Below are 17,183 nucleotides of genomic sequence, written 5' to 3' on the forward strand. Positions count from 1 at the left end.
TCCATTCTCCTCCTTAAACAGAATTGGCTGAGACAGCTGTTATTCTTTCACTCCACCAAGGGTGATACCCTTATTGAAGTATTTCTGGATGCTTGGATAAATGAGCAGCACTGGAATGATCGAAGCGATCATGATCGCCGCAGTGACGGTCTCGAACGAATAGCGAGCCGTCAGCAGGCTGCTTGCGAACTCGTCGTTGGCGGTGAGATCGACGATGATGCGCTTGAGGTAGAGCTGAAGCGGGATCTTCTCCTCGCCGCGCAACAGCACCATGGCCCAGAAATAGCTGTTCCAACGGGAAACGATGCAGAACAGCGCGACCGTGATGATCGCCGGCTTGGACAATGGAATGAAAACCTTCCAAAGCAGCTGGAACTCGCTGGCGCCATCCATCTTGGCGGCTTCCTCAAAGGACTTCGGCACGGCCTCGAAGAAGTTGCGCAGCAGGATGACGTTGAAGGCATTGCAGGCAAACCCGATGATGATGCCGAAGCGCGAGTCGAGCAGCCCGAGATCTCGCATGTTCAGGAAGAACGGGATCATGCCGGCGTTGAACCACAGCGTGAACGCCACCATCAGGTTGAGGATCTTGCGGCCCCGAAGCCGTGGGCGCGACAGCGCATAGGCGCCGGGGATCATGATCGCGAGGCTGACGGCCGTGCCGCCGAAGGTGTAGATGAAGGTATTGCCGTAGGCGATCCAGAAGAGCCGATCCGAAAGAACGAACTCGTAGGCGGCAAGTGTCAGGTCCTTCGGCAACAGCACGACCTGTCCCGAGGTGACCGCCGCACCCGATGAGATCGAAACCGACAAGAGGTAGATGAACGGGTAGAGCGTTGAGAGTACGAAGAGCCCGATCAGGGTCGCGTTCGCATATCCGAAGATCCGGTCGCCGCGAGAATAGAGATTGAAGCTAGCCATGACGATCACCAGAGCGAAGTTGTCGAAACCTTCCGGCTAATCCGGTTGGCAGCGAAGACGAGAGCGAAGGCGATGACCGCGTTGAAGAGCCCGGCGGCAGTGGCGAGGTCATATTGCGTGCCCTGCAGACCCGTACGGTACACGTAGGTCGAGACGACGTCGGCGGTGCGGTAGGTTGCCGGCTGGTAGAGCAGGATGATGTATTCGAACCCGACCTCAACGAGATTGCCGATGCGGATGATCAGCATGATGATGATCGTGGGTAGAATGCATGGAAGGGTGATGCGCCACATCATCTGCCAGCGCGATGCACCATCGACCCGGGCGGATTCGTAGAGCGTCGGACTGATGCCGGCGATCGCCGCGAGATAGACGATCGATTCGAAGCCTGCCTCCTTCCAGATGTTCGATCCGATGAAGACCGTGCGGAACCATTCCGGCTGGGTGAGGAAATAGACCCGGTCAAGACCGAGGCTCGACAGGATGAGATTGACCACGCCTGTGGTGGGTGACAGCAGGTTGATCACGATGCCCGCGACAATCACCACGGAGATGAAGTGGGGCAGATAGACGATGGTCTGGGAAAACCTGCGCCCCAACTCGCTCTGAAGCTCGTTGAACATGATCGCGAGCACGATCGGCACGGGGAAGGCGAAGATCAGCCCGAGACCGCTGATGGTGATCGTATTGAGGAATGCACGGATGAAAATCTGGTCGTCGAGAAGGGTGCGAAAATTCTCAAGACCCACCCAGGGACTTCCGGCGATACCGCGGAACGGGCTGAAATCCTTGAACGCGATCTGCAGCCCTTCCATGGGCTTGTAGAGGAAGAGCAAAAACCAAAGGAGCATCGGAAGCATAAGCAGGTAAAGCTGCCAGTCCCTCCGGAGATCCTCACCAAGGCGCTTGAAATATCCAACGATTATCGTTGCCATGCTCGCCTCACGCATGTCCGTTGACGGCTCTGCCGCTCTCGGCATCGAAAACATGAAGTCGACCCACCGGTATCTGTAGCCTGCCGATTTGCAAGAGCGTCTCGACATCGGCAGGGGTTTCGATTTTGGCGACGATCGATTGGCCAGAAATCCTTGTGTGCAGCAGAGCTTCGGAGCCGAGTGGCTCGACCAGGTCGACCGTCGCTGCAATCTCCTGGACGTCCGCACTCGCGTCCATGCCGACCGCGACGTGCTCTGGCCGGAGGCCGACCAGGATGCGCTGATCGGCGCGCAGGGACGCGCTGCTTGCCCTCGGCAATTTGAGCACGGCCGCCTCTGCATCGGCAGCGTCTATGCGCGCCCTGGGTTCGCCATCCATGGAGACGACCGTTGCCCGAAGGAGGTTCATGGGTGGCGAACCGAGAAAACTTGCGACGAAGGCATTGGCCGGCTTGAGGAAAAGCTCCATCGGAGAGCCCACCTGCTCGACGCGGCCGCCATTCATGACGACGATGCGGTCTGCCAGCGTCATCGCCTCGATCTGGTCGTGGGTGACATAGATGCTGGTGACGCCCATGCGCTTGTGAAGCCGCTTGATCTCCGCGCGCATCTGGGTGCGCAGCTTGGCGTCGAGGTTCGACAAAGGCTCGTCGAACAGAAAGACTTGCGGCTTGCGGACGATTGCCCGCCCCATGGCGACACGCTGCCGCTGCCCGCCTGACAAATCCGCGGGCTTGCGCGCGAGGTAGGGGGTGAGATCGAGAATGGCGGCCGCTTCCTTGACGGCCGCGTCGATGACGTCCTTCTTCTCGCGTCGTACACGCAGGCCGAAGGCGATGTTCTCGGCGACGTTCAGATGGGGATAGAGGGCGTAGTTCTGGAACACCATCGCCACGTCGCGATCCTTTGGCGCAACCCGGTTAACGAGCCGCCCGCCGATCGAGACCGTGCCGCCGGAAATCTCCTCCAGGCCCGCCACCATCCGCAAGGTCGTCGATTTGCCGCAACCTGACGGCCCGACGAGAACGACGAATTCCCCCTGCTCGACATTCAGGTTCACAGAGTGCACGACTTCGAGTGCGCCGTAGCGTTTCACTACGTCGTTCAATTCCACTGCAGACATTTCAGTTTCCTCCCGACGGCGCCTTCCTCAGGTCAGGCTGCGCCGTGGTTTCCGTTTTTCTGTTGTGGTTGCATTGATCGATTCAATGTAGCTCCACAGCTTCGGATTGCGCGAAAGCTCGGTGATCTTGGCTTCGAGCGAGCCCAGGTGTCGGGTCATCGCCGCCACCGCCTCATCAGGAGATGCAGCCCGTATCGCATCGACGATATCGCGGTGTTCGTGGATGACCTCCCCAGTCCGCCGTACCCCAAACACCATCTTCAGGTGGCGCATGCGGTCAATTTCGCCCTTGGCCTGATTGACGAAGGCCCAGACACCGCTGAGCCGCGCCGTCGAAAAGATCATCCGGTGAAATTCTTCGTCCAGCTCGAAGAAGCGCGTATAGTCCTCGTTCCCGACGGCCTCGACCTGCTGGTTGAGACAAAGCTCCAATCGCCCAAGGTCTTCCAGAGTATGCCGCTTGGCAGCTTCCGCGGCCGCGCCGGACTCAAGGCGAAAACGAATGAAGCAAGCCTCGATGTAGCGCTGCACCTCGATCGTCGCGACAAAGGTGCCACCCTGCGGCACGACCTTGACCAGACCTTCCTCGGAAAGCCTGATGATCGCCTCGCGCACCGGGGTCTTGGAGACATTAAGGAGCGCTGCCACTTCTTTTTCCGGCAACGCCCGCCCAGGCAGAAGCCTGACCTCGACGATCAATTGCCGAAGCAATCGGTAGACCTTGGTCGTCGTGTTGCCAGGCCCCTCCATCGGAGTCGACCGGAGCAGTTCCTCCAAGGGCAAGGCCGGAATTTCGACAATGTTCGACATATCTCTTCGCTAACTGATATCTTAGTCATGAGACTGATGTCTCAGAAGCCGGTTGTCAAGGCGAAATCTGTGTCCGAGATTTTAGATCGAGCCTCTAAACCGTCGCCAGCCGTCGGCCGACGAAAGCAGGAAGGCTGCGAAACCATTCCTCTCTGGCGAGCCAGCATGGATATTTATAGATTTTTATTCCTACTCTATGGACATTGAAGCAAGTGTATGCCACACGGTATCCATATTGCGACGCGCTATCGTATTTGCGAAGCACTTCTGGCGAACGCGTCGTCCCACTTCGCTGATTGCTTCATCAGCTCCCAGCAAACAAAGGAGAGTGCCCCGCTTCCGGAGCCGGGCCCAGGACATATGGCATTTGCAACTGAGAGCGACCCCACGGCGAACAACCGACCGGTCAAGATCAGTATCAAGAACGTCTTCAAGGTGTTTGGCGAGCGGCCGGAACAGGCCCTCCGCCTTCTGAGCGCCGGCAAGACCAAGGCTGAGATCCACGCAGCGACGGGCTGCACCATCGGCGTCAACAATGCGAGTTTCGACGTCCTCGCCGGCGAGATCTTCGTTATCATGGGCCTTTCGGGCTCGGGCAAGTCGACAATGCTTCGCCTCATCAACCGGTTGATCGAACCCACGACTGGTTCAATCGAAATCGAGCGACGAGACGTGGCGCGCATGCCCCGCAGCGAACTGATCGAGCTGCGCCGCCACGACATCAGCATGGTCTTCCAGTCCTTTGCGCTTCTTCCCAACCGTACCGTCATCGACAATGCCGCTTTCGGTCTCGAAGTCGCCGGCATCAGTGAGACAGAACGCAAGCAACGCGCCCGCGCAGCACTGCAGGCCGTCGGGCTGGATGGCTACGACGACAGTCGCCCTGATCAACTTTCCGGCGGCATGAAGCAGCGCGTTGGCCTCGCCCGCGCCTTGGCGGGCGAGGCCTCGGTGCTTTTGATGGACGAAGCCTTTTCCGCGCTCGATCCGCTCATCCGGACGGAAATGCAGGACGAACTGGTTCGCCTCCAGGCGGAGCACAGCCGCACGATCGTTTTCGTCAGTCACGATCTCGATGAAGCCATTCGCATCGGCGACCGCATCTGCATCATGCAGAACGGCGAGGTCGTTCAAGTTGGCACGCCCGATGAGATCGTGCTCAAGCCCGCCAATGACTACGTGCGTTCGTTCTTCCGCAACGTCGACGTTTCGCGGGTCTTCCGCGCGGGAGACGTCGCCCGCAAGACGCAGGTGACGATCATCGAGCGTCAAGGTGTTTCCGCCGCAGCGGCCCTGGAGCGCATGGAGCACTTCAACCGGGACGTCGCCATCATCCTCGGTCGAGACAAGACCTATCACGGCATGGTCAGCCGCACATCGCTGATCGAGACCGCCCGCGACGGTGCAGGCCATTCGTACCGGCGGGCTTTCCTGCCGGATATCGAGCCGATCCCCGCGTCCGAAAGCCTCTCCACTGTGCTCGGCACGGTCGCGGCCAGCACCTTTCCCGTGCCCGTCATCGACGAAGCCAATCGCTACCTCGGTTCCATCAGCAAATCTGCGCTTCTCGAGACGCTCGACCGCACCGCCTGATCCCGCCAGTTCGGAGATACATCATGACTTTCGATATCGGTGACGGCGTCGACAGCGCCGTCAACTACGTCCTCGACAATTTCGCGCCGCTGCTCGATCTCATTGCGGCTGCCATCGGCGCCGTGACGAACAGTATTCAGGCGCTGCTGCTCGCTATGCCCATGTCCGTCGGCCTCGCCATCTTCGTGCTGCTTTCGCTGTGGCGCGTCGGTTTCGGCTTCGCGGCCCTCGCGGGCCTCTCCCTTTTCCTCGTCGATCACATGGGGCTTTGGTCCGCCATGATGGAAACGCTGTCGCTGGTCCTTGCATCGACGCTCGTCGCCATACTGATCGGCCTGCCGCTCGGCATCGCCATGGCTCGCAGCGACCGGGTTGCCGCCATCGTCCGGCCGGTGCTCGACCTCATGCAGACAATGCCCGCCTTCGTCTACCTGATTCCGGCAGCGATGTTCTTCGGCCTCGGGGCCGTACCTGGCACGATTGCGACGGTCATCTTTTCGATGCCGCCGGTCGTGCGGCTCACCAATCTCGGCATCCGCCAGGTGCATGTGGAATTCATCGAGGCCGGCAACGCCTTCGGCTGCACCGCCTTACAGCTGCTCTGCAAGGTGCAGCTTCCCAACGCCATGCCTTCCCTCATGGCCGGCATCAACCAGACGATCATGCTGTCCCTGTCCATGGTCGTGATCGCATCGATGATCGGCGCGGGCGGCATCGGCAACACGGTGTTGACCGGCATCCAGCGTCTCGATGTCGGAACCGGCTTCGAGGGTGGCCTCGCCGTCGTCATTCTCGCGGTCGTTCTCGACCGCCTCACCCAGAGCTTCGGAAAGGAGCGTGCCTCCCCCTGGCGCAGCCTTTTTCGGCGACAGGTGTACCAGCCCGAGGTTTCGACCGCCACGGCGTGATGACCCGAGGCCTTGTGCCCAAGTTGACGGTGTTCACTCCGCCGAATGCGAACCTTCAAAAAAAGGAGGAACAATGTTCAAGACCCTCGTTACAATGAGCCTTGCGGTCAGTATCGCCGCTGGCACGTTCGGCGTGGCTTTGGGAGAAGACAAGGCCCCCGTTAAGATTGGTTGGGCCGCCTGGTCCGACGCCGAGTTCGTCACCAAGCTTGCCGCAAAGCTCATCAACGACAAACTCGGCCACGAGGTCGAACTGGTCCAGACTGACATCGCACCGCTTTACCAGGGTGTCAGCCGCGGCGATCTCGATGCCATGATGATGGCCTGGCTGCCCGAAACCCACGCCGATTACTTCGCCAAGGTGAAGGACAAGGTGACGACGCTCGGCACGGTCTATGACGGCGCCAGGCTCGGCTGGGTAGTACCCAAGTATGTTCCCGAGGACGCCATCGCCTCGATCGACGACCTCAAGAAGGACGACGTGAAGGAGAAGCTCAAGGGCCGGATTGAAGGCATTGATCCCGGTGCGGGACTGACGCGTCTGTCCGAACAGGCACTCAAGGACTACGAACTCGACAGTTACAAGCTGCAGATTTCCAGCGAGGCCGGGATGCTGACGACCGTCGACCGTGCAGTCCGTAAGGAACAGTGGTTCGTCGCCACCTCATGGAGCCCGCACTGGATGTTCGGCAAGTATGAGCTTCGCTACATCGACGACCCGAAGGACGCGCTCGGCAAGGCCGAACGCGTGAACGTGCTCGCCCGCAAGGGTTTCGAGACGGACAATCCGGAGGTTGCCGGCTTTCTGTCGCGCATGAAGTTGCCGATCGGCGATCTCGAGGCGGCCATGTTCAATGCCCAGGAGACCTCCTACGAGAAGGCGGTCGACAAGTACATCGCCGATCATCCGGACCAGATCAGCGCTTGGCTCGCCAAGGACGGCGGCTGACGCCGACGCTCTAATTTCCGCTTCCGCTCCGCGGCACTGTCCGCGGACTGTTCTTTAGAGACATAGGAGCATCGATATGCTGAACGATACCCTTGCCCCGCGCGTTGCGCGTGATACCAGCGATGACACGATCGGTGGCCGCATCTCCCTTGCCCGCGATGCCGTCGGCTTTACCGTCGAGCAGATTTCCGCCGTCGCCGGTGTGACCGAGGAGACCTGGACCAGCTGGGAAAACGATCGCGCCGAGCCGAGAGCCAACCGCCTCGACATGCTGGCGCGAATTCTGCAGGTGAACATTGCCTGGCTTCTAAATGGGCAAGGCAGAGGTCCTGCGGAGGCGCGATAAAGCTCAACGGCAAACCGTGGGAACGTCTTCGTCTCGGTCCGGACGCCCCCAATGCGAGCCGAGATAGACGGAAAAGGCGGGCTCCATTCTCAGCCCGCCATGTCTCGCGAAGCTCAATCGCGCCCGGCGGCTGACTGATCCATCCGCATCTGGCGCAGCATGTTCCGCCCGGCGATGAGCATCTCGAACAGGAACGCCACAAGCGATACGATGAGCGAAACGATCGCACCGCCGAAGAACCAGAACAGATTTTCCTCTCGGAACCCGAACGCGAGCGCGCCGGCGAGCAGGTTAAGGATCGCGCAGCCGGTACAGATCGCAGCCAAGGTTCCCAAGGCGACCGCTATCTCCAGGGCAAAGGTTCGCCGGCGCAGATAGTCCAGTTGCATGCGCCGCGCCTCATCGTCCCCATCCTTTTCCCCCACCTCGTTAACCCGATCCGAGACCCTGCCGAGACGTGTCGCGTAGACATTGACAAAACCGGCTGTACCGGCGAGCAGGAAGACAGGCGCCAGGGACGTCTGGATTATTGAGGCCAAGTCGTTGACGATTGATGGTGGCTCCATGAGTGCTCTTAATAACTTCCGCGCAAGTGTATTCGCCTTGATGTGAGTAGCGTCCGATCAACCTACAGCCGCAAAAATAGACAATTTTCCGGCGGCAGCTCAGACGACTTGCCGCAGCTCTTGCCGAGAGCCGCCTGCTTGATCGCATAGCATCAGATCATTGCGTGAAGCGAGATCCCGGATATGAAGTTCGTGAACTCTCGTTAGAAAGACATCCCCGGCAGGCTCGTCATTTCATTTGGTGCAATGACGAGCGAAACGGATGCTCTCGATGATCGCCGCATGAGCGCTAACGCAGGCCAAGAGGGTCAGAACGAACAGGGCGAACGCCGCAGACGAACCGTCGACGAGTGACCAGTCAACTGGCGGAAGTTGCGAAAACGAAACACTGGCGAGCCCGGCGCTGTTTTGCGATATCTGAAGTACAGCGAGCCCGGAGGCGATGAGCGCCGCGTGCGCATGAATGAAGCGAAGCTGAAGATTTCGCTCCGGCCGAACCGCGAGATAACCGCCAACGGCGGCGGCGACAATAAGCGTAAAGGTCACGCCCCAAAAGACCATGTCGGAAGCGGTCACGAGCGTCAGTATAAGCGTGCGCGTCGTCGGCAACATGGTCGTGTACAAAGCCCAGGCGAGCGGGCTGGACGGAGTGTTGCCAAGCAGCGCAACACTCAGAAGCGAGATGGTTGCGAGCAAGTAGGCTCCGCAGGGCCCAAGTCGAATGATTGTCAGCGCTAACGCTCGCATGGCTCCGTTCCTTCATGCCCGCCCACCCGATATGGGATGTGTGAGACATAAAATATAAGATGATACTTAATTGAGGCTTACGGGATTGCAGCCTGGATTCGGAATATCTCGCGGTTTCACGGGGCCGCCCTCATCGAAGTCTGTCGGCTCCAACCCCTTGATTTGCGGGGTTGAAAGGCGAAATTACGGAGGCAGATGCGGCCGGCCAGCCGGCATGTGTCTCTTTATTGCGACTCTCAGTTTCAATTCTATCTTTATTAGTTATTTTTCTGGAAGATTTCCGGTGAGCTCATTTCTAGGCGAGGCTAGGATGCCCGCAATCGGGGGAATGTAATGGAAATGTCTCGGAGCAAAATAGGCCGCGTTACGCTGCTCGCGGGGGCGCTGTTGCTAGGTGGGTGCCAATCGGATGCACTCGACGATGTCGCTGCCTTCGGCGATAGCGCGAAAACGCTCAATGATGATTCGGCGGTCGCCTTTTACAAGGACGATGAGCTGGTGACCACGGGGAAGCTCCAGTTCCAGGAGAAGAACTACGGAAAGTCCTACGCGATCTACAAGCGGGCGGTTGAGGTCTTTCCGCGAGATCCTGCGGCATGGCTGGGCTTTGCGGCCTCGTCCGACATGGTTGGTCGCTTTGATACGTCGGATCGTGCCTATGCGCAGCTTTCTAAGATGATCGGTGGTACAGCCGTCTACTACAACAATATCGGCTATTCCCATCTGCTGCGGGGTGACCTGCCCGGGGCTCGAACCTACTTCCTGAAAGCATATGAGATTGACCCTTCGAACGAGACCACGGCGAGGAACCTCGAACTGTTGAAGAACAGCGTCAAATACGCCCAGCGGTAAGGACCTGACGCCACCTACTCAGGTCCGCCAGGCGCCAAAGCGCTTGGGTGAGTTCCCTCATGCGTTTTTTTTCACGCTGAACGCGGTGGTGGTATCGCTGGCGCAAGCGAAGTGCGCCGAGCCAACACGACAGCTATTGCCTCGGCGGCTTCGGTTTAAAGAATTTGCGAGGCGAGAATCGATTTCAACGTGGCTTTGCCCTACCGGACCTTTCGCAAAACTAGCTTCCCATCCGCTGAGACGGACCGTTCATAGCGCGGCAAGTTAGCGACGGAACCGCCCTGAGGATCGGCTGCGGCCAAGACATCGTCGACGGCGGTTTCCGGAGAGGAGGCCGAATAGGATGATGGCGCCAGCCGCTGTGTTACTTCCTTCCCAGGCGCACTGATGATCATGCTGCCGCCGCTGGAGGTAAAGATACTCGGGCTCATGCGGTCATCGAGATCGGCGACATCTTTTTGCAGGTCCTCGACAGTCTTGCGAACGGCCGCTATATCGTCGGCCTTCGCGCCGTTTGCGATGTTCACAGCCTGCTTGCTGATCTGCTGCTTCAAGCCGTCGATCGAGCGCTTGAGGGCAGAAAGGGTCTCCCGGCTTTCTCGCACATCTGCGGCGTTCTTGGCTGTGTAGAGCAAGATGCCGGCGTTGAGCGGCAGCAGCATGAGTGCCAGCGCGATGATCGACATGTTCCTCGAACGGCCTAGCTCCTTCGCGGCGTGCTCGTTGCGCCGCAGCTTGGCGTCCGGCTCGATCTCGATATCGACATTCGAAATATGAGTCATCGAATTCCTCCGTCACGAAACTCAGCTTCAGCCCTGACTTTCCGTGTCCCCGAAACCCCGAATGATCCCCCGGGATCACGCTCACTCAAGACATTCATCGCTATCGCGCCGATGGCCGGTCTGCAACAGTATTTCGTACATTCCTTAACGACATGCTCGCCCGGTTCAGTTCCCGCCTCAGTCCAGTGTGAACACCCCTCCCCAAGCCCGATCCAGCATCTCCAGCGACGCGACCTTCGGCAAGTCGTTGAAATCGCAATAGGAGGAGATGAAATCCAGGAGGTATTTGGGATGGTAACAAGACGCTAGCGTATCTCCCTTGTATTTTCGATCGTAGAACAGGCGCAAATCATCGCTCAACAAATTTACCGCGACCTTGCGCGCGTAGGACTCGAAGATGCGGATATATTCATCTCGCGAAGGGTTATTCACATATATCTTATACTTGAGGCGGCGCAGGCCGGCTTCGTCGGAGATCTCCCGCGGGGGAATGTTGGTCGAAAAGACGACGAGCTCGTCGAAGGGCACCTTGAACTTCTTGCCGGTATGCAATGTCAGGAAATCGTAGCCACGCTCGAGCGGCACGATCCAGCGGTTGATGAGCGCTTGCGGCCGGTCCTGCTGACGCCCGAAATCATCGATGATGAAGACCCCTCCCGAGGCCTTCAGGTGCACCGGCGCTTCGTAGACGTTGGATCCGGGGTTGTGGGTCAGGTCAAGCAAATCGAGGGTGAGTTCGCCACCGGTCTTGATGACCGGCCGCCGGCATTCGACCCAACGTTGATCGGCCTTCGGGCGCGGTCTAGCCGTCGGCTCTCGCACGGCCTGATGCGTCGCCTCGTCATAGAAACTGATGACATAACCACCGACCTCGATAGCATAGGGGACCCAAATCGTCTGGAGGAAAAGCTCGGAGGTCCGCTCGGCAATGCTGGTCTTGCCGTTGCCGGGCGGACCATAAAGAAGGATGGAACGGCCCGAATTGACCGCCGGCCCCAGCTTCTCAACCAGCGCCGGCGACAGCACCAACCCGTCCAGGCTGCGGACGAGCCGCTCATAGGTGACGCGTTCGTGATTTATCGACTGCAAGCCGATCTGGTGACAGAAAGCGTCGAGCGAAACCGGGGCCGGACCGATATATTCCGACTGCCGCAGGGCCGCCTGCGCATAATCCAAACCCTTGATCGAGAGTGCATAGCGAATGTCCGACTTGACGTCTTCGCCGGCAAGGCCTCGCGCCTCGAGGTAGGACAGCTTTACCAGTTCCTTGATGAGCAGATTAGTCAGCACTTTCGACAGCTTCATCCGGTCGGTAAGATGCGAAGCCGTAACCGTGTCCTGCTCGGTCGCGCACTTGGCTGCCAGACGCAGCAGGAACGACAATTCCAGCCCCGATTCTTCGAGACTCAGCGGCGCCGTCGGCATGCGCGAGTCAAGCGCGAGGGCAAAATCTTCACGGTCCTGGCTGGGCGAATACTGCATGGGGCCTCACTCTGATCTAGCCACCGGGCTTCAAGCCGGTGAGAATGCCGAGAACGCGAAGGACGATGGGGACGAGCACAATGATGAGACTAACGGGAAACAGGAACGCTCCGAGCGGCAACAGCATCTTGATCGGCAGGGCATTGGCCTTCTCCTCCGCCCGCACCATCCTGAGATCACGCATTTCCTTGCTGTACACACGCAGCGTGAGGGTAACGCTCGTTCCAAGCTCCTCCGACTGACGGAAGAGCACGGCAAGCGCGCGCGCTTCATCGATCCGCAAACGCGTTGCAAGATTGCTCAGGGCTTCGCGCAAACGGCGGCCGCCGCGCACCTCTAGCATCATGATCGATAGATGCAGGCCAAAATCCTGACGTTTCTGGACGAACTCCCGGGCGACACGGTTCGCCGCCGCCTCGATGCTCATGCCCGCGTCAAGGCACACGATCAGCATATCCATGAAATCGGGGAAGAGCCGCCGGTATTCCCGCTCCTTGGCGTCACCGCGCCGGTCGATGTAGATGTTCACCAGGACGAAGGTAGCGCCGGTCGCAATCATCGCGACCAGCAGGATCGCAAGCCTGGACATCTGCGGCGCGAATCGGTCCAAAGCCCAAGCCGCCACAACCATGACCACGCCGCAAAGGAGCGCTCGCACCGCCTGAAAGACGGTAACCGCTCTGGCTCCGAAATATCCCGCCCGGATCAGCCGGTTCTGTGTGGAATTGGCATTTTGGTCGCGCCTGGTAATTTCGAAATAGCGGCGGATCAGGCGGTTCTCCGCCTCTCCCAGGTCGACAAGGGTGCCATCGCCGAGCTGAAGGTCGTCGCCACCTGCCTTTGCGGTCGCCTCCGACAATCGGACGCCGATCGCGCGTCGGCGAAACACCAGCTCCGAAGTAACGGCGGTGAATATCAGAACCGCAAGGAAGACGACGATGTAGATTCCGTACTCGCCCATAGCGGCCTCAATATTCGAAGTTGACCATCTTGTAGAGAATGATGTTGCCGATGATCATGACCACGCCCAGCACGGCCACGATGGTCGTGCCGTGGCCGCTCGCCCACACCGGATCGAAGTAAGTCGGCGCAAGCGCCCTGATCATCGCGTAGAGAAGGAACGGATAGACCGACATGAAAATCGCGGTGATACGCCCTTCTGACGAAATCGCTTTGACCTTGGCTTTCAGCATCGTGCGATCACGCAGGGTCTTCGAGAGATTTTGAAGGATTTCGACCAGATTACCGCCCGTGCCCGCCTGGACGCTCAAGGCGATTGCCAGCAGGTTCAGGTCTTCCGCGCCGACGCGGTGGCTGAGATTGACGAGGGCGTCATCCAAGGTGGTGCCATAGGTCAACTCATCCGAGAGCAGGCCAAATTCCGTTCCGACCGGATCAGGCATTTCGCGCGCCACGAGGGAAATCGCCGCCGGCAGCGGATGACCTGCAGACAGGCTGCGGTTGGCAACGTCGAGTGCCTCGGGAAGCTTGAGGGTAAATTTGCGGATCCGGCTCGCCCGTATGCGCCAGACGGCGATGACCGGGATGAGAAGGCAGATCACCAGGAAGACGGGAACCCGGACCAGGTTGCCCGGAACTAGGAATTGGACCACCAACCAGACCAGCCCCGCGCCGGCGATCCCGTAGAGCGCAAAACGCTGTGCGTCGAACCGTATGCCTGACTGCATATAGAGCTGCCGGATGCGATGAACCGGCGGCAACGATCGCCAATCTTCGTCGGCGCCACGCTCCTTCAGCATCGCACGGTAAGTCTTGAGGTGGTCCTCGCTCGCATCGAGCAGGCCAAGCCGATGATTGACGGCGCGCTGGCGCTCGGACTTCCGGAAATAGCTGCGCAGCAGTGCCTCGACGGAAACCAGCGCAGCAATGAAGACCGCGGCGTAGAGGAGCAGCAGGGTCATGGTTCAACGGCTCCCGTCTGCAATGGTTTTCCCGGTTCGAAGATCGCCACAGGAATCACGATCCCGAGCTGCGCGAACTCCTCGACGAAGCGGGGTCGAAGGCCGGTCGCCCGAAATTCACCGTGGATGCGGCCGTTCTCGTCGGTAGCTGTTCGCCTGAACCGCATGATCTCCTGCATCTGCACGACCTCGCCCTCCATGCCGGTGATCTCGGAGATCGAAACCACTTTGCGGCTACCGTCACTCAGGCGCTGGACCTGAACGATGATGGTGATCGCCGAGGCGATCTGCGAGCGGATACTGAGCTGCGACATGGGCATCCCCGCCATGCCGACCATCTGCTCGAGCCGGCCGACAGCGTCGCGCGGCGTGTTGGCGTGAATGGTCGTCATGGAGCCTTCGTGGCCGGTGTTCATCGCCTGCAGCATATCGAAGGCCTCTTCGCCGCGCACCTCGCCGACGATGATGCGGTCCGGGCGCATGCGCAGCGCATTCTTCAGTAATTCGCGCTGACGCACTTCATTGCGGCCGTCGAGGGTCGGCGGTCTCGTTTCCAGCCGCCCGACATGCGGCTGCTGCAGCTGCAATTCAGCCGCGTCTTCGATGGTGATCAGGCGCTCCTTGGTCGAAATCTGCGACGACAGGGCGTTGAGCAGGGTCGTCTTGCCCGAGCCTGTGCCGCCCGAGACGACCATCGACACCCTGCCTTTGACGGCGGCGCTCAGGAGGATCCGCATCGCGTTCGCCATGGCGCCATTCTCGACCAGACGCTCCAACGTCAGCGGCTTGCGGGTGAACTTGCGGATCGAGACCAACGGTCCGTCGACCGAGATCGGCCTGATGGCAACGTTGACACGCGATCCATCCTTCAGGCGCGCATCGACCAGCGGCGTCGATTCGTCCACTCGGCGGCCAACAGCCGAGACGATCTTGTTGATCACGCGCAGCAGGTGATCTTCGTCCTTGAAACGCACCGCCGTGCTTTCGAGCTTGCCACGTCGCTCGACATAGACGCTGTTGTAACCGTTGATCAGTATATCGGCGATCGAGTCATCGGCAAGCAGCGGCTCGATCGGCCCGAGCCCGAGCATCTCGTCGGTGATATCGCGGATCAGGTCGCTGATTTCCTTGGCATTTAGGGGGAAATTGTTGCGCCGGATATAGTCCTTGACCAGTGGCCTGATCTCGGTGGCGATCTCCTCGTCGTCCATCGTGTCGAGAATGCCGAGGTTGATGCGATCGAGGAGGTAGCGGTGCAGATTGACCCGCTCCGCAACCATGTCGAGCCCGAGCGACTCTTCCAATCTGGCACTTGCTGCGGCGCCGGCAGCCTCCGGATCGGGCATGACGGCAGCGTCGCCCGCTGGTATCGCAGAGGGCTCGACGGCGTCCTGAAGGTCCTCATCATCCGGCTGCCGCTGTTTGTAGAAACGTCCAATGAACCCGGTTGCCATCGCTTCCTACCCTGTTCGATTATTTGACGATCACCGTTGCTCCGACCTTCACCCGCTCGTAGAGATCGATGATGTCGGCATTGCTCATGCGGAAACAGCCTGAGGACGCGAACTGCCCGACGGTGGACTGCTCGTTCGTTCCGTGAATGCGATAAAGCGTGTCGGAACTCCCCCGGTAGAGATAGATACCGCGGGCGCCGAGCGGGTTGAACGGACCAGGAGGCACCAGCTCCGGCAGTTCCGGCGCGCGCGCCTTCATCTCGGCCGGCGGCCGCCAATCGGGCCATTCGGTTTTTCGCCCAACCTTCACCACGCCGCTCCAGCGGAAACCGTCGCGGCCGACGCCGATCCGATAGCGGATCGCTCGCTTGCCGGAGAGAACGAGATCGAGCGTCCGCTCCTGACTGGCGACGACGATCGTGCCGGTCGGATATTTTTTCTCGATCGTTACGACCGTGCTCGTTTTCGGCCCGAGACTGCGCGGCACCGTCCCACCCGCCAATGCTCCAGTCGCAGCCGGCGGGAGCGCCAGCGCGCTCAAGAGCAGTACGGCCCGCGTCCACCGGCCATGACCGAAGCCAGCGCTGCTTCGGTCCATCGAGCCACTGCTGATGTGGAGGGGCGTCTTCATCTGACAAGCGCTCCGAGCTTGCCGACGGCGCCACAGAATGGAGAGCGAGGGTTGACTTCGTGGGGTAGGACACCACGGTTCACCGCCTCACTCAACGTATCCCAATCATAGGGAATGATGTGCACGTCTGTATCCTTAAACACCTTGTCAACCTGCTCCCGGCGCACGCCAAGGCTGAAGAACTTGGTGCGGTACTTGTTGATCACGACGTGGATCCCGCCGGCGCCGCCGCGCAGGCGCACGAGGTTGGCAAACAGATCCTTTGCCTGATGCAGCGAAGGGATGGTCGTTTCAGTGACGATGGAAATGCTGTTGACTGAAGCCAGTACATCGCTCTTCCAGGGCGTTTCGTAGTAGGGCACGTCGATCACCATGTGGTCGCTCTCGAATGCCGCGACATCGAGCATGCGCAGCGCGAGTTCGGCTCCCTTGGGTTCCAGCAAGATGGACGGCTGTTTGAACGACAGCAGCGTGAAGCCAGCCGAATGGCGCATGCGGACGAGATCGATGAATTCGAGATCGACACGTGCCGGATTCGCGACAACGGTCTTCAAATCGTAGTCGTTGACAAGATTGAGATAGTAGCCGAGGGAACCGGACGAAAAATCGAGATCGAAGAGACCAACCCGCGGCGCGACGCCCTTCGTCGGTTGCGCCAGTATGTGTGCGAGCGAAGAAGAAATAACACTTGCCCCGGCACCGCCAACAGCAGCAACGATGGCGTGAACCCGGCTCTCATTGCCGCTGACGCCCGGCGCATGCGTGGAGATCATATCGATCAGTGCGCGGCGCTCGAGCGGCTTCTTCAGCCAGTCGTCGCCGTTCAGCCGAAACAACAGGCGCATCAGTTCGTCGGAAAGAACCTCGGATACGACGACCATTGGAATGTTGCGGTGCTTGGCGCGCAACTGAGCGATCTCTTGACGACAGAGGACCTCGCCATTGTCGACATCCAATACGATCAGGTTGAACTGCGTCGGGTCGACCTTCCCCGCCTCGCCCAACACGCCCAACGACATGTGCCGCGCCTCGTAACGCGAAAGCGACCCAAACGTATCCAGCATGAGGCTCGCCGCCGCCGCATCGTCGGAGAGAATGAGTATCTTGGTTGTCGTTGCAAAGTTCATGTGTGCGGTCATCTCGCTTCCCCACGCAGAATTGA

General features: G+C 59.7%; 18 protein-coding genes. 5 read left to right on the plus strand and 13 right to left on the minus strand.

Translation table 11 applies throughout. The features are described from left to right. Window positions 1-39: 39 nt before the first annotated feature. The 4 genes from ASE60_RS08585 to ASE60_RS08600 are packed head-to-tail and all read right to left on the minus strand — an operon-like array spanning window position 40 to window position 3,789. Window positions 40-921: a carbohydrate ABC transporter permease gene (locus ASE60_RS08585; RefSeq protein WP_057249405.1), complete on the minus strand. Its 882-nt coding sequence runs from the start codon at window positions 919-921 to the stop codon at window positions 40-42. A 5-nt stretch (window positions 922-926) separates the two neighbouring features. Beyond that, the gene (locus ASE60_RS08590; RefSeq protein ID WP_057249331.1) at window positions 927-1,856 is read right to left on the minus strand and encodes an ABC transporter permease subunit; all 930 of its coding nucleotides are present in this window, start codon (window positions 1,854-1,856) and stop codon (window positions 927-929) included. Between the two features lie 7 nt (window positions 1,857-1,863). Further along, a complete protein-coding gene (ugpC, locus tag ASE60_RS08595) occupies window positions 1,864-2,979 on the minus strand; it encodes a sn-glycerol-3-phosphate ABC transporter ATP-binding protein UgpC (RefSeq protein WP_057249332.1) in 1,116 nt (371 codons plus the stop codon). 27 nt (window positions 2,980-3,006) lie between these two features. Then, on the minus strand, window positions 3,007-3,789 hold the full coding sequence (locus tag ASE60_RS08600; RefSeq protein WP_156414610.1) for a GntR family transcriptional regulator: 783 nt from the start codon (window positions 3,787-3,789) through the stop codon (window positions 3,007-3,009). A 360-nt stretch (window positions 3,790-4,149) separates the two neighbouring features. Between ASE60_RS08600 and proV the strand changes: the two genes are divergently transcribed. The 4 genes from proV (at window position 4,150) to ASE60_RS08620 (ending at window position 7,585) form a co-directional block, all read left to right on the plus strand. Beyond that, the gene (gene proV / locus ASE60_RS08605; protein WP_057249333.1) at window positions 4,150-5,382 is read left to right on the plus strand and encodes a glycine betaine/L-proline ABC transporter ATP-binding protein ProV; all 1,233 of its coding nucleotides are present in this window, start codon (window positions 4,150-4,152) and stop codon (window positions 5,380-5,382) included. Window positions 5,383-5,405: 23 nt separating this feature from the next. Then, entirely contained in the window at window positions 5,406-6,290 is an 885-nt protein-coding gene (locus ASE60_RS08610; protein WP_057249334.1) for a proline/glycine betaine ABC transporter permease, read from the plus strand. 73 nt (window positions 6,291-6,363) lie between these two features. After that, window positions 6,364-7,239, plus strand: a complete 876-nt coding sequence (locus ASE60_RS08615; protein WP_057249335.1) for a glycine betaine ABC transporter substrate-binding protein — start codon at window positions 6,364-6,366, stop codon at window positions 7,237-7,239. A gap of 76 nt (window positions 7,240-7,315) precedes the next feature. Beyond that, window positions 7,316-7,585, plus strand: a complete 270-nt coding sequence (locus ASE60_RS08620) for a helix-turn-helix domain-containing protein (protein WP_057249336.1) — start codon at window positions 7,316-7,318, stop codon at window positions 7,583-7,585. Window positions 7,586-7,698: 113 nt separating this feature from the next. Here ASE60_RS08620 and ASE60_RS08625 read toward each other — a convergent pair whose 3' ends face one another. Further along, a complete protein-coding gene (locus ASE60_RS08625; protein ID WP_057249337.1) occupies window positions 7,699-8,151 on the minus strand; it encodes a DUF2721 domain-containing protein in 453 nt (150 codons plus the stop codon). Between the two features lie 234 nt (window positions 8,152-8,385). Further along, window positions 8,386-8,847, minus strand: a complete 462-nt coding sequence (locus tag ASE60_RS08630) for a hypothetical protein (RefSeq protein ID WP_057249338.1) — start codon at window positions 8,845-8,847, stop codon at window positions 8,386-8,388. A gap of 384 nt (window positions 8,848-9,231) precedes the next feature. Here ASE60_RS08630 and ASE60_RS08635 point away from each other — a divergent pair, with 384 nt between their 5' ends. Beyond that, the gene (locus ASE60_RS08635) at window positions 9,232-9,750 is read left to right on the plus strand and encodes a tetratricopeptide repeat protein (RefSeq protein ID WP_113132432.1); all 519 of its coding nucleotides are present in this window, start codon (window positions 9,232-9,234) and stop codon (window positions 9,748-9,750) included. A gap of 200 nt (window positions 9,751-9,950) precedes the next feature. On the opposite strand, the gene ASE60_RS08640 is transcribed toward ASE60_RS08635, so the two are convergent. The 7 genes from ASE60_RS08640 to ASE60_RS08670 all read right to left on the minus strand — a co-directional run bounded on the left by ASE60_RS08640 (window position 9,951) and on the right by ASE60_RS08670 (window position 17,160). Next, complete coding sequence (locus ASE60_RS08640; RefSeq protein ID WP_244495568.1) at window positions 9,951-10,436, minus strand: hypothetical protein; 486 nt, start codon at window positions 10,434-10,436, stop codon at window positions 9,951-9,953. Window positions 10,437-10,709: 273 nt separating this feature from the next. Further along, entirely contained in the window at window positions 10,710-12,014 is a 1,305-nt protein-coding gene (locus tag ASE60_RS08645) for a hypothetical protein (protein WP_057249340.1), read from the minus strand. A gap of 16 nt (window positions 12,015-12,030) precedes the next feature. Further along, complete coding sequence (locus tag ASE60_RS08650) at window positions 12,031-12,975, minus strand: type II secretion system F family protein (RefSeq protein WP_057249341.1); 945 nt, start codon at window positions 12,973-12,975, stop codon at window positions 12,031-12,033. A gap of 7 nt (window positions 12,976-12,982) precedes the next feature. Next, on the minus strand, window positions 12,983-13,936 hold the full coding sequence (locus ASE60_RS08655) for a type II secretion system F family protein (protein WP_057249342.1): 954 nt from the start codon (window positions 13,934-13,936) through the stop codon (window positions 12,983-12,985). Then, window positions 13,933-15,390: a CpaF family protein gene (locus ASE60_RS08660; protein ID WP_057249343.1), complete on the minus strand. Its 1,458-nt coding sequence runs from the start codon at window positions 15,388-15,390 to the stop codon at window positions 13,933-13,935. The genes ASE60_RS08655 and ASE60_RS08660 overlap by 4 nt, the downstream gene beginning before the upstream one ends. Before the next feature lie 19 nt (window positions 15,391-15,409). Next, the gene (locus ASE60_RS08665; protein ID WP_057249408.1) at window positions 15,410-15,988 is read right to left on the minus strand and encodes a L,D-transpeptidase; all 579 of its coding nucleotides are present in this window, start codon (window positions 15,986-15,988) and stop codon (window positions 15,410-15,412) included. 29 nt (window positions 15,989-16,017) lie between these two features. Then, the gene (locus tag ASE60_RS08670) at window positions 16,018-17,160 is read right to left on the minus strand and encodes a MinD/ParA family protein (protein ID WP_057249344.1); all 1,143 of its coding nucleotides are present in this window, start codon (window positions 17,158-17,160) and stop codon (window positions 16,018-16,020) included. Window positions 17,161-17,183 lie beyond the last annotated feature (23 nt).

The organism is Ensifer sp. Root278, assembly GCF_001429285.1.
Lineage (GTDB): Bacteria > Pseudomonadota > Alphaproteobacteria > Rhizobiales > Rhizobiaceae > Ensifer.

Excerpts from the sequence above, each read along its gene's own strand:
- ASE60_RS08585 (WP_057249405.1), bottom strand. The coding sequence starts at position 921 with ATGGCTAGCTTCAATCTCTATTCTCGCGGCGACCGGATCTTCGGATAT.
- ASE60_RS08590 (WP_057249331.1), bottom strand. The coding sequence starts at position 1,856 with ATGGCAACGATAATCGTTGGATATTTCAAGCGCCTTGGTGAGGATCTC.
- ugpC (WP_057249332.1), bottom strand. The coding sequence starts at position 2,979 with ATGTCTGCAGTGGAATTGAACGACGTAGTGAAACGCTACGGCGCACTC.
- ASE60_RS08600 (WP_156414610.1), bottom strand. The coding sequence starts at position 3,789 with ATGTCGAACATTGTCGAAATTCCGGCCTTGCCCTTGGAGGAACTGCTC.
- proV (WP_057249333.1), top strand. The coding sequence starts at position 4,150 with ATGGCATTTGCAACTGAGAGCGACCCCACGGCGAACAACCGACCGGTC.
- ASE60_RS08610 (WP_057249334.1), top strand. The coding sequence starts at position 5,406 with ATGACTTTCGATATCGGTGACGGCGTCGACAGCGCCGTCAACTACGTC.
- ASE60_RS08615 (WP_057249335.1), top strand. The coding sequence starts at position 6,364 with ATGTTCAAGACCCTCGTTACAATGAGCCTTGCGGTCAGTATCGCCGCT.
- ASE60_RS08620 (WP_057249336.1), top strand. The coding sequence starts at position 7,316 with ATGCTGAACGATACCCTTGCCCCGCGCGTTGCGCGTGATACCAGCGAT.
- ASE60_RS08625 (WP_057249337.1), bottom strand. The coding sequence starts at position 8,151 with ATGGAGCCACCATCAATCGTCAACGACTTGGCCTCAATAATCCAGACG.
- ASE60_RS08635 (WP_113132432.1), top strand. The coding sequence starts at position 9,232 with ATGGAAATGTCTCGGAGCAAAATAGGCCGCGTTACGCTGCTCGCGGGG.
- ASE60_RS08640 (WP_244495568.1), bottom strand. The coding sequence starts at position 10,436 with ATGTCGATCATCGCGCTGGCACTCATGCTGCTGCCGCTCAACGCCGGC.
- ASE60_RS08645 (WP_057249340.1), bottom strand. The coding sequence starts at position 12,014 with ATGCAGTATTCGCCCAGCCAGGACCGTGAAGATTTTGCCCTCGCGCTT.
- ASE60_RS08650 (WP_057249341.1), bottom strand. The coding sequence starts at position 12,975 with ATGGGCGAGTACGGAATCTACATCGTCGTCTTCCTTGCGGTTCTGATA.
- ASE60_RS08655 (WP_057249342.1), bottom strand. The coding sequence starts at position 13,936 with ATGACCCTGCTGCTCCTCTACGCCGCGGTCTTCATTGCTGCGCTGGTT.
- ASE60_RS08660 (WP_057249343.1), bottom strand. The coding sequence starts at position 15,390 with ATGGCAACCGGGTTCATTGGACGTTTCTACAAACAGCGGCAGCCGGAT.
- ASE60_RS08665 (WP_057249408.1), bottom strand. The coding sequence starts at position 15,988 with ATGGACCGAAGCAGCGCTGGCTTCGGTCATGGCCGGTGGACGCGGGCC.
- ASE60_RS08670 (WP_057249344.1), bottom strand. The coding sequence starts at position 17,160 with ATGACCGCACACATGAACTTTGCAACGACAACCAAGATACTCATTCTC.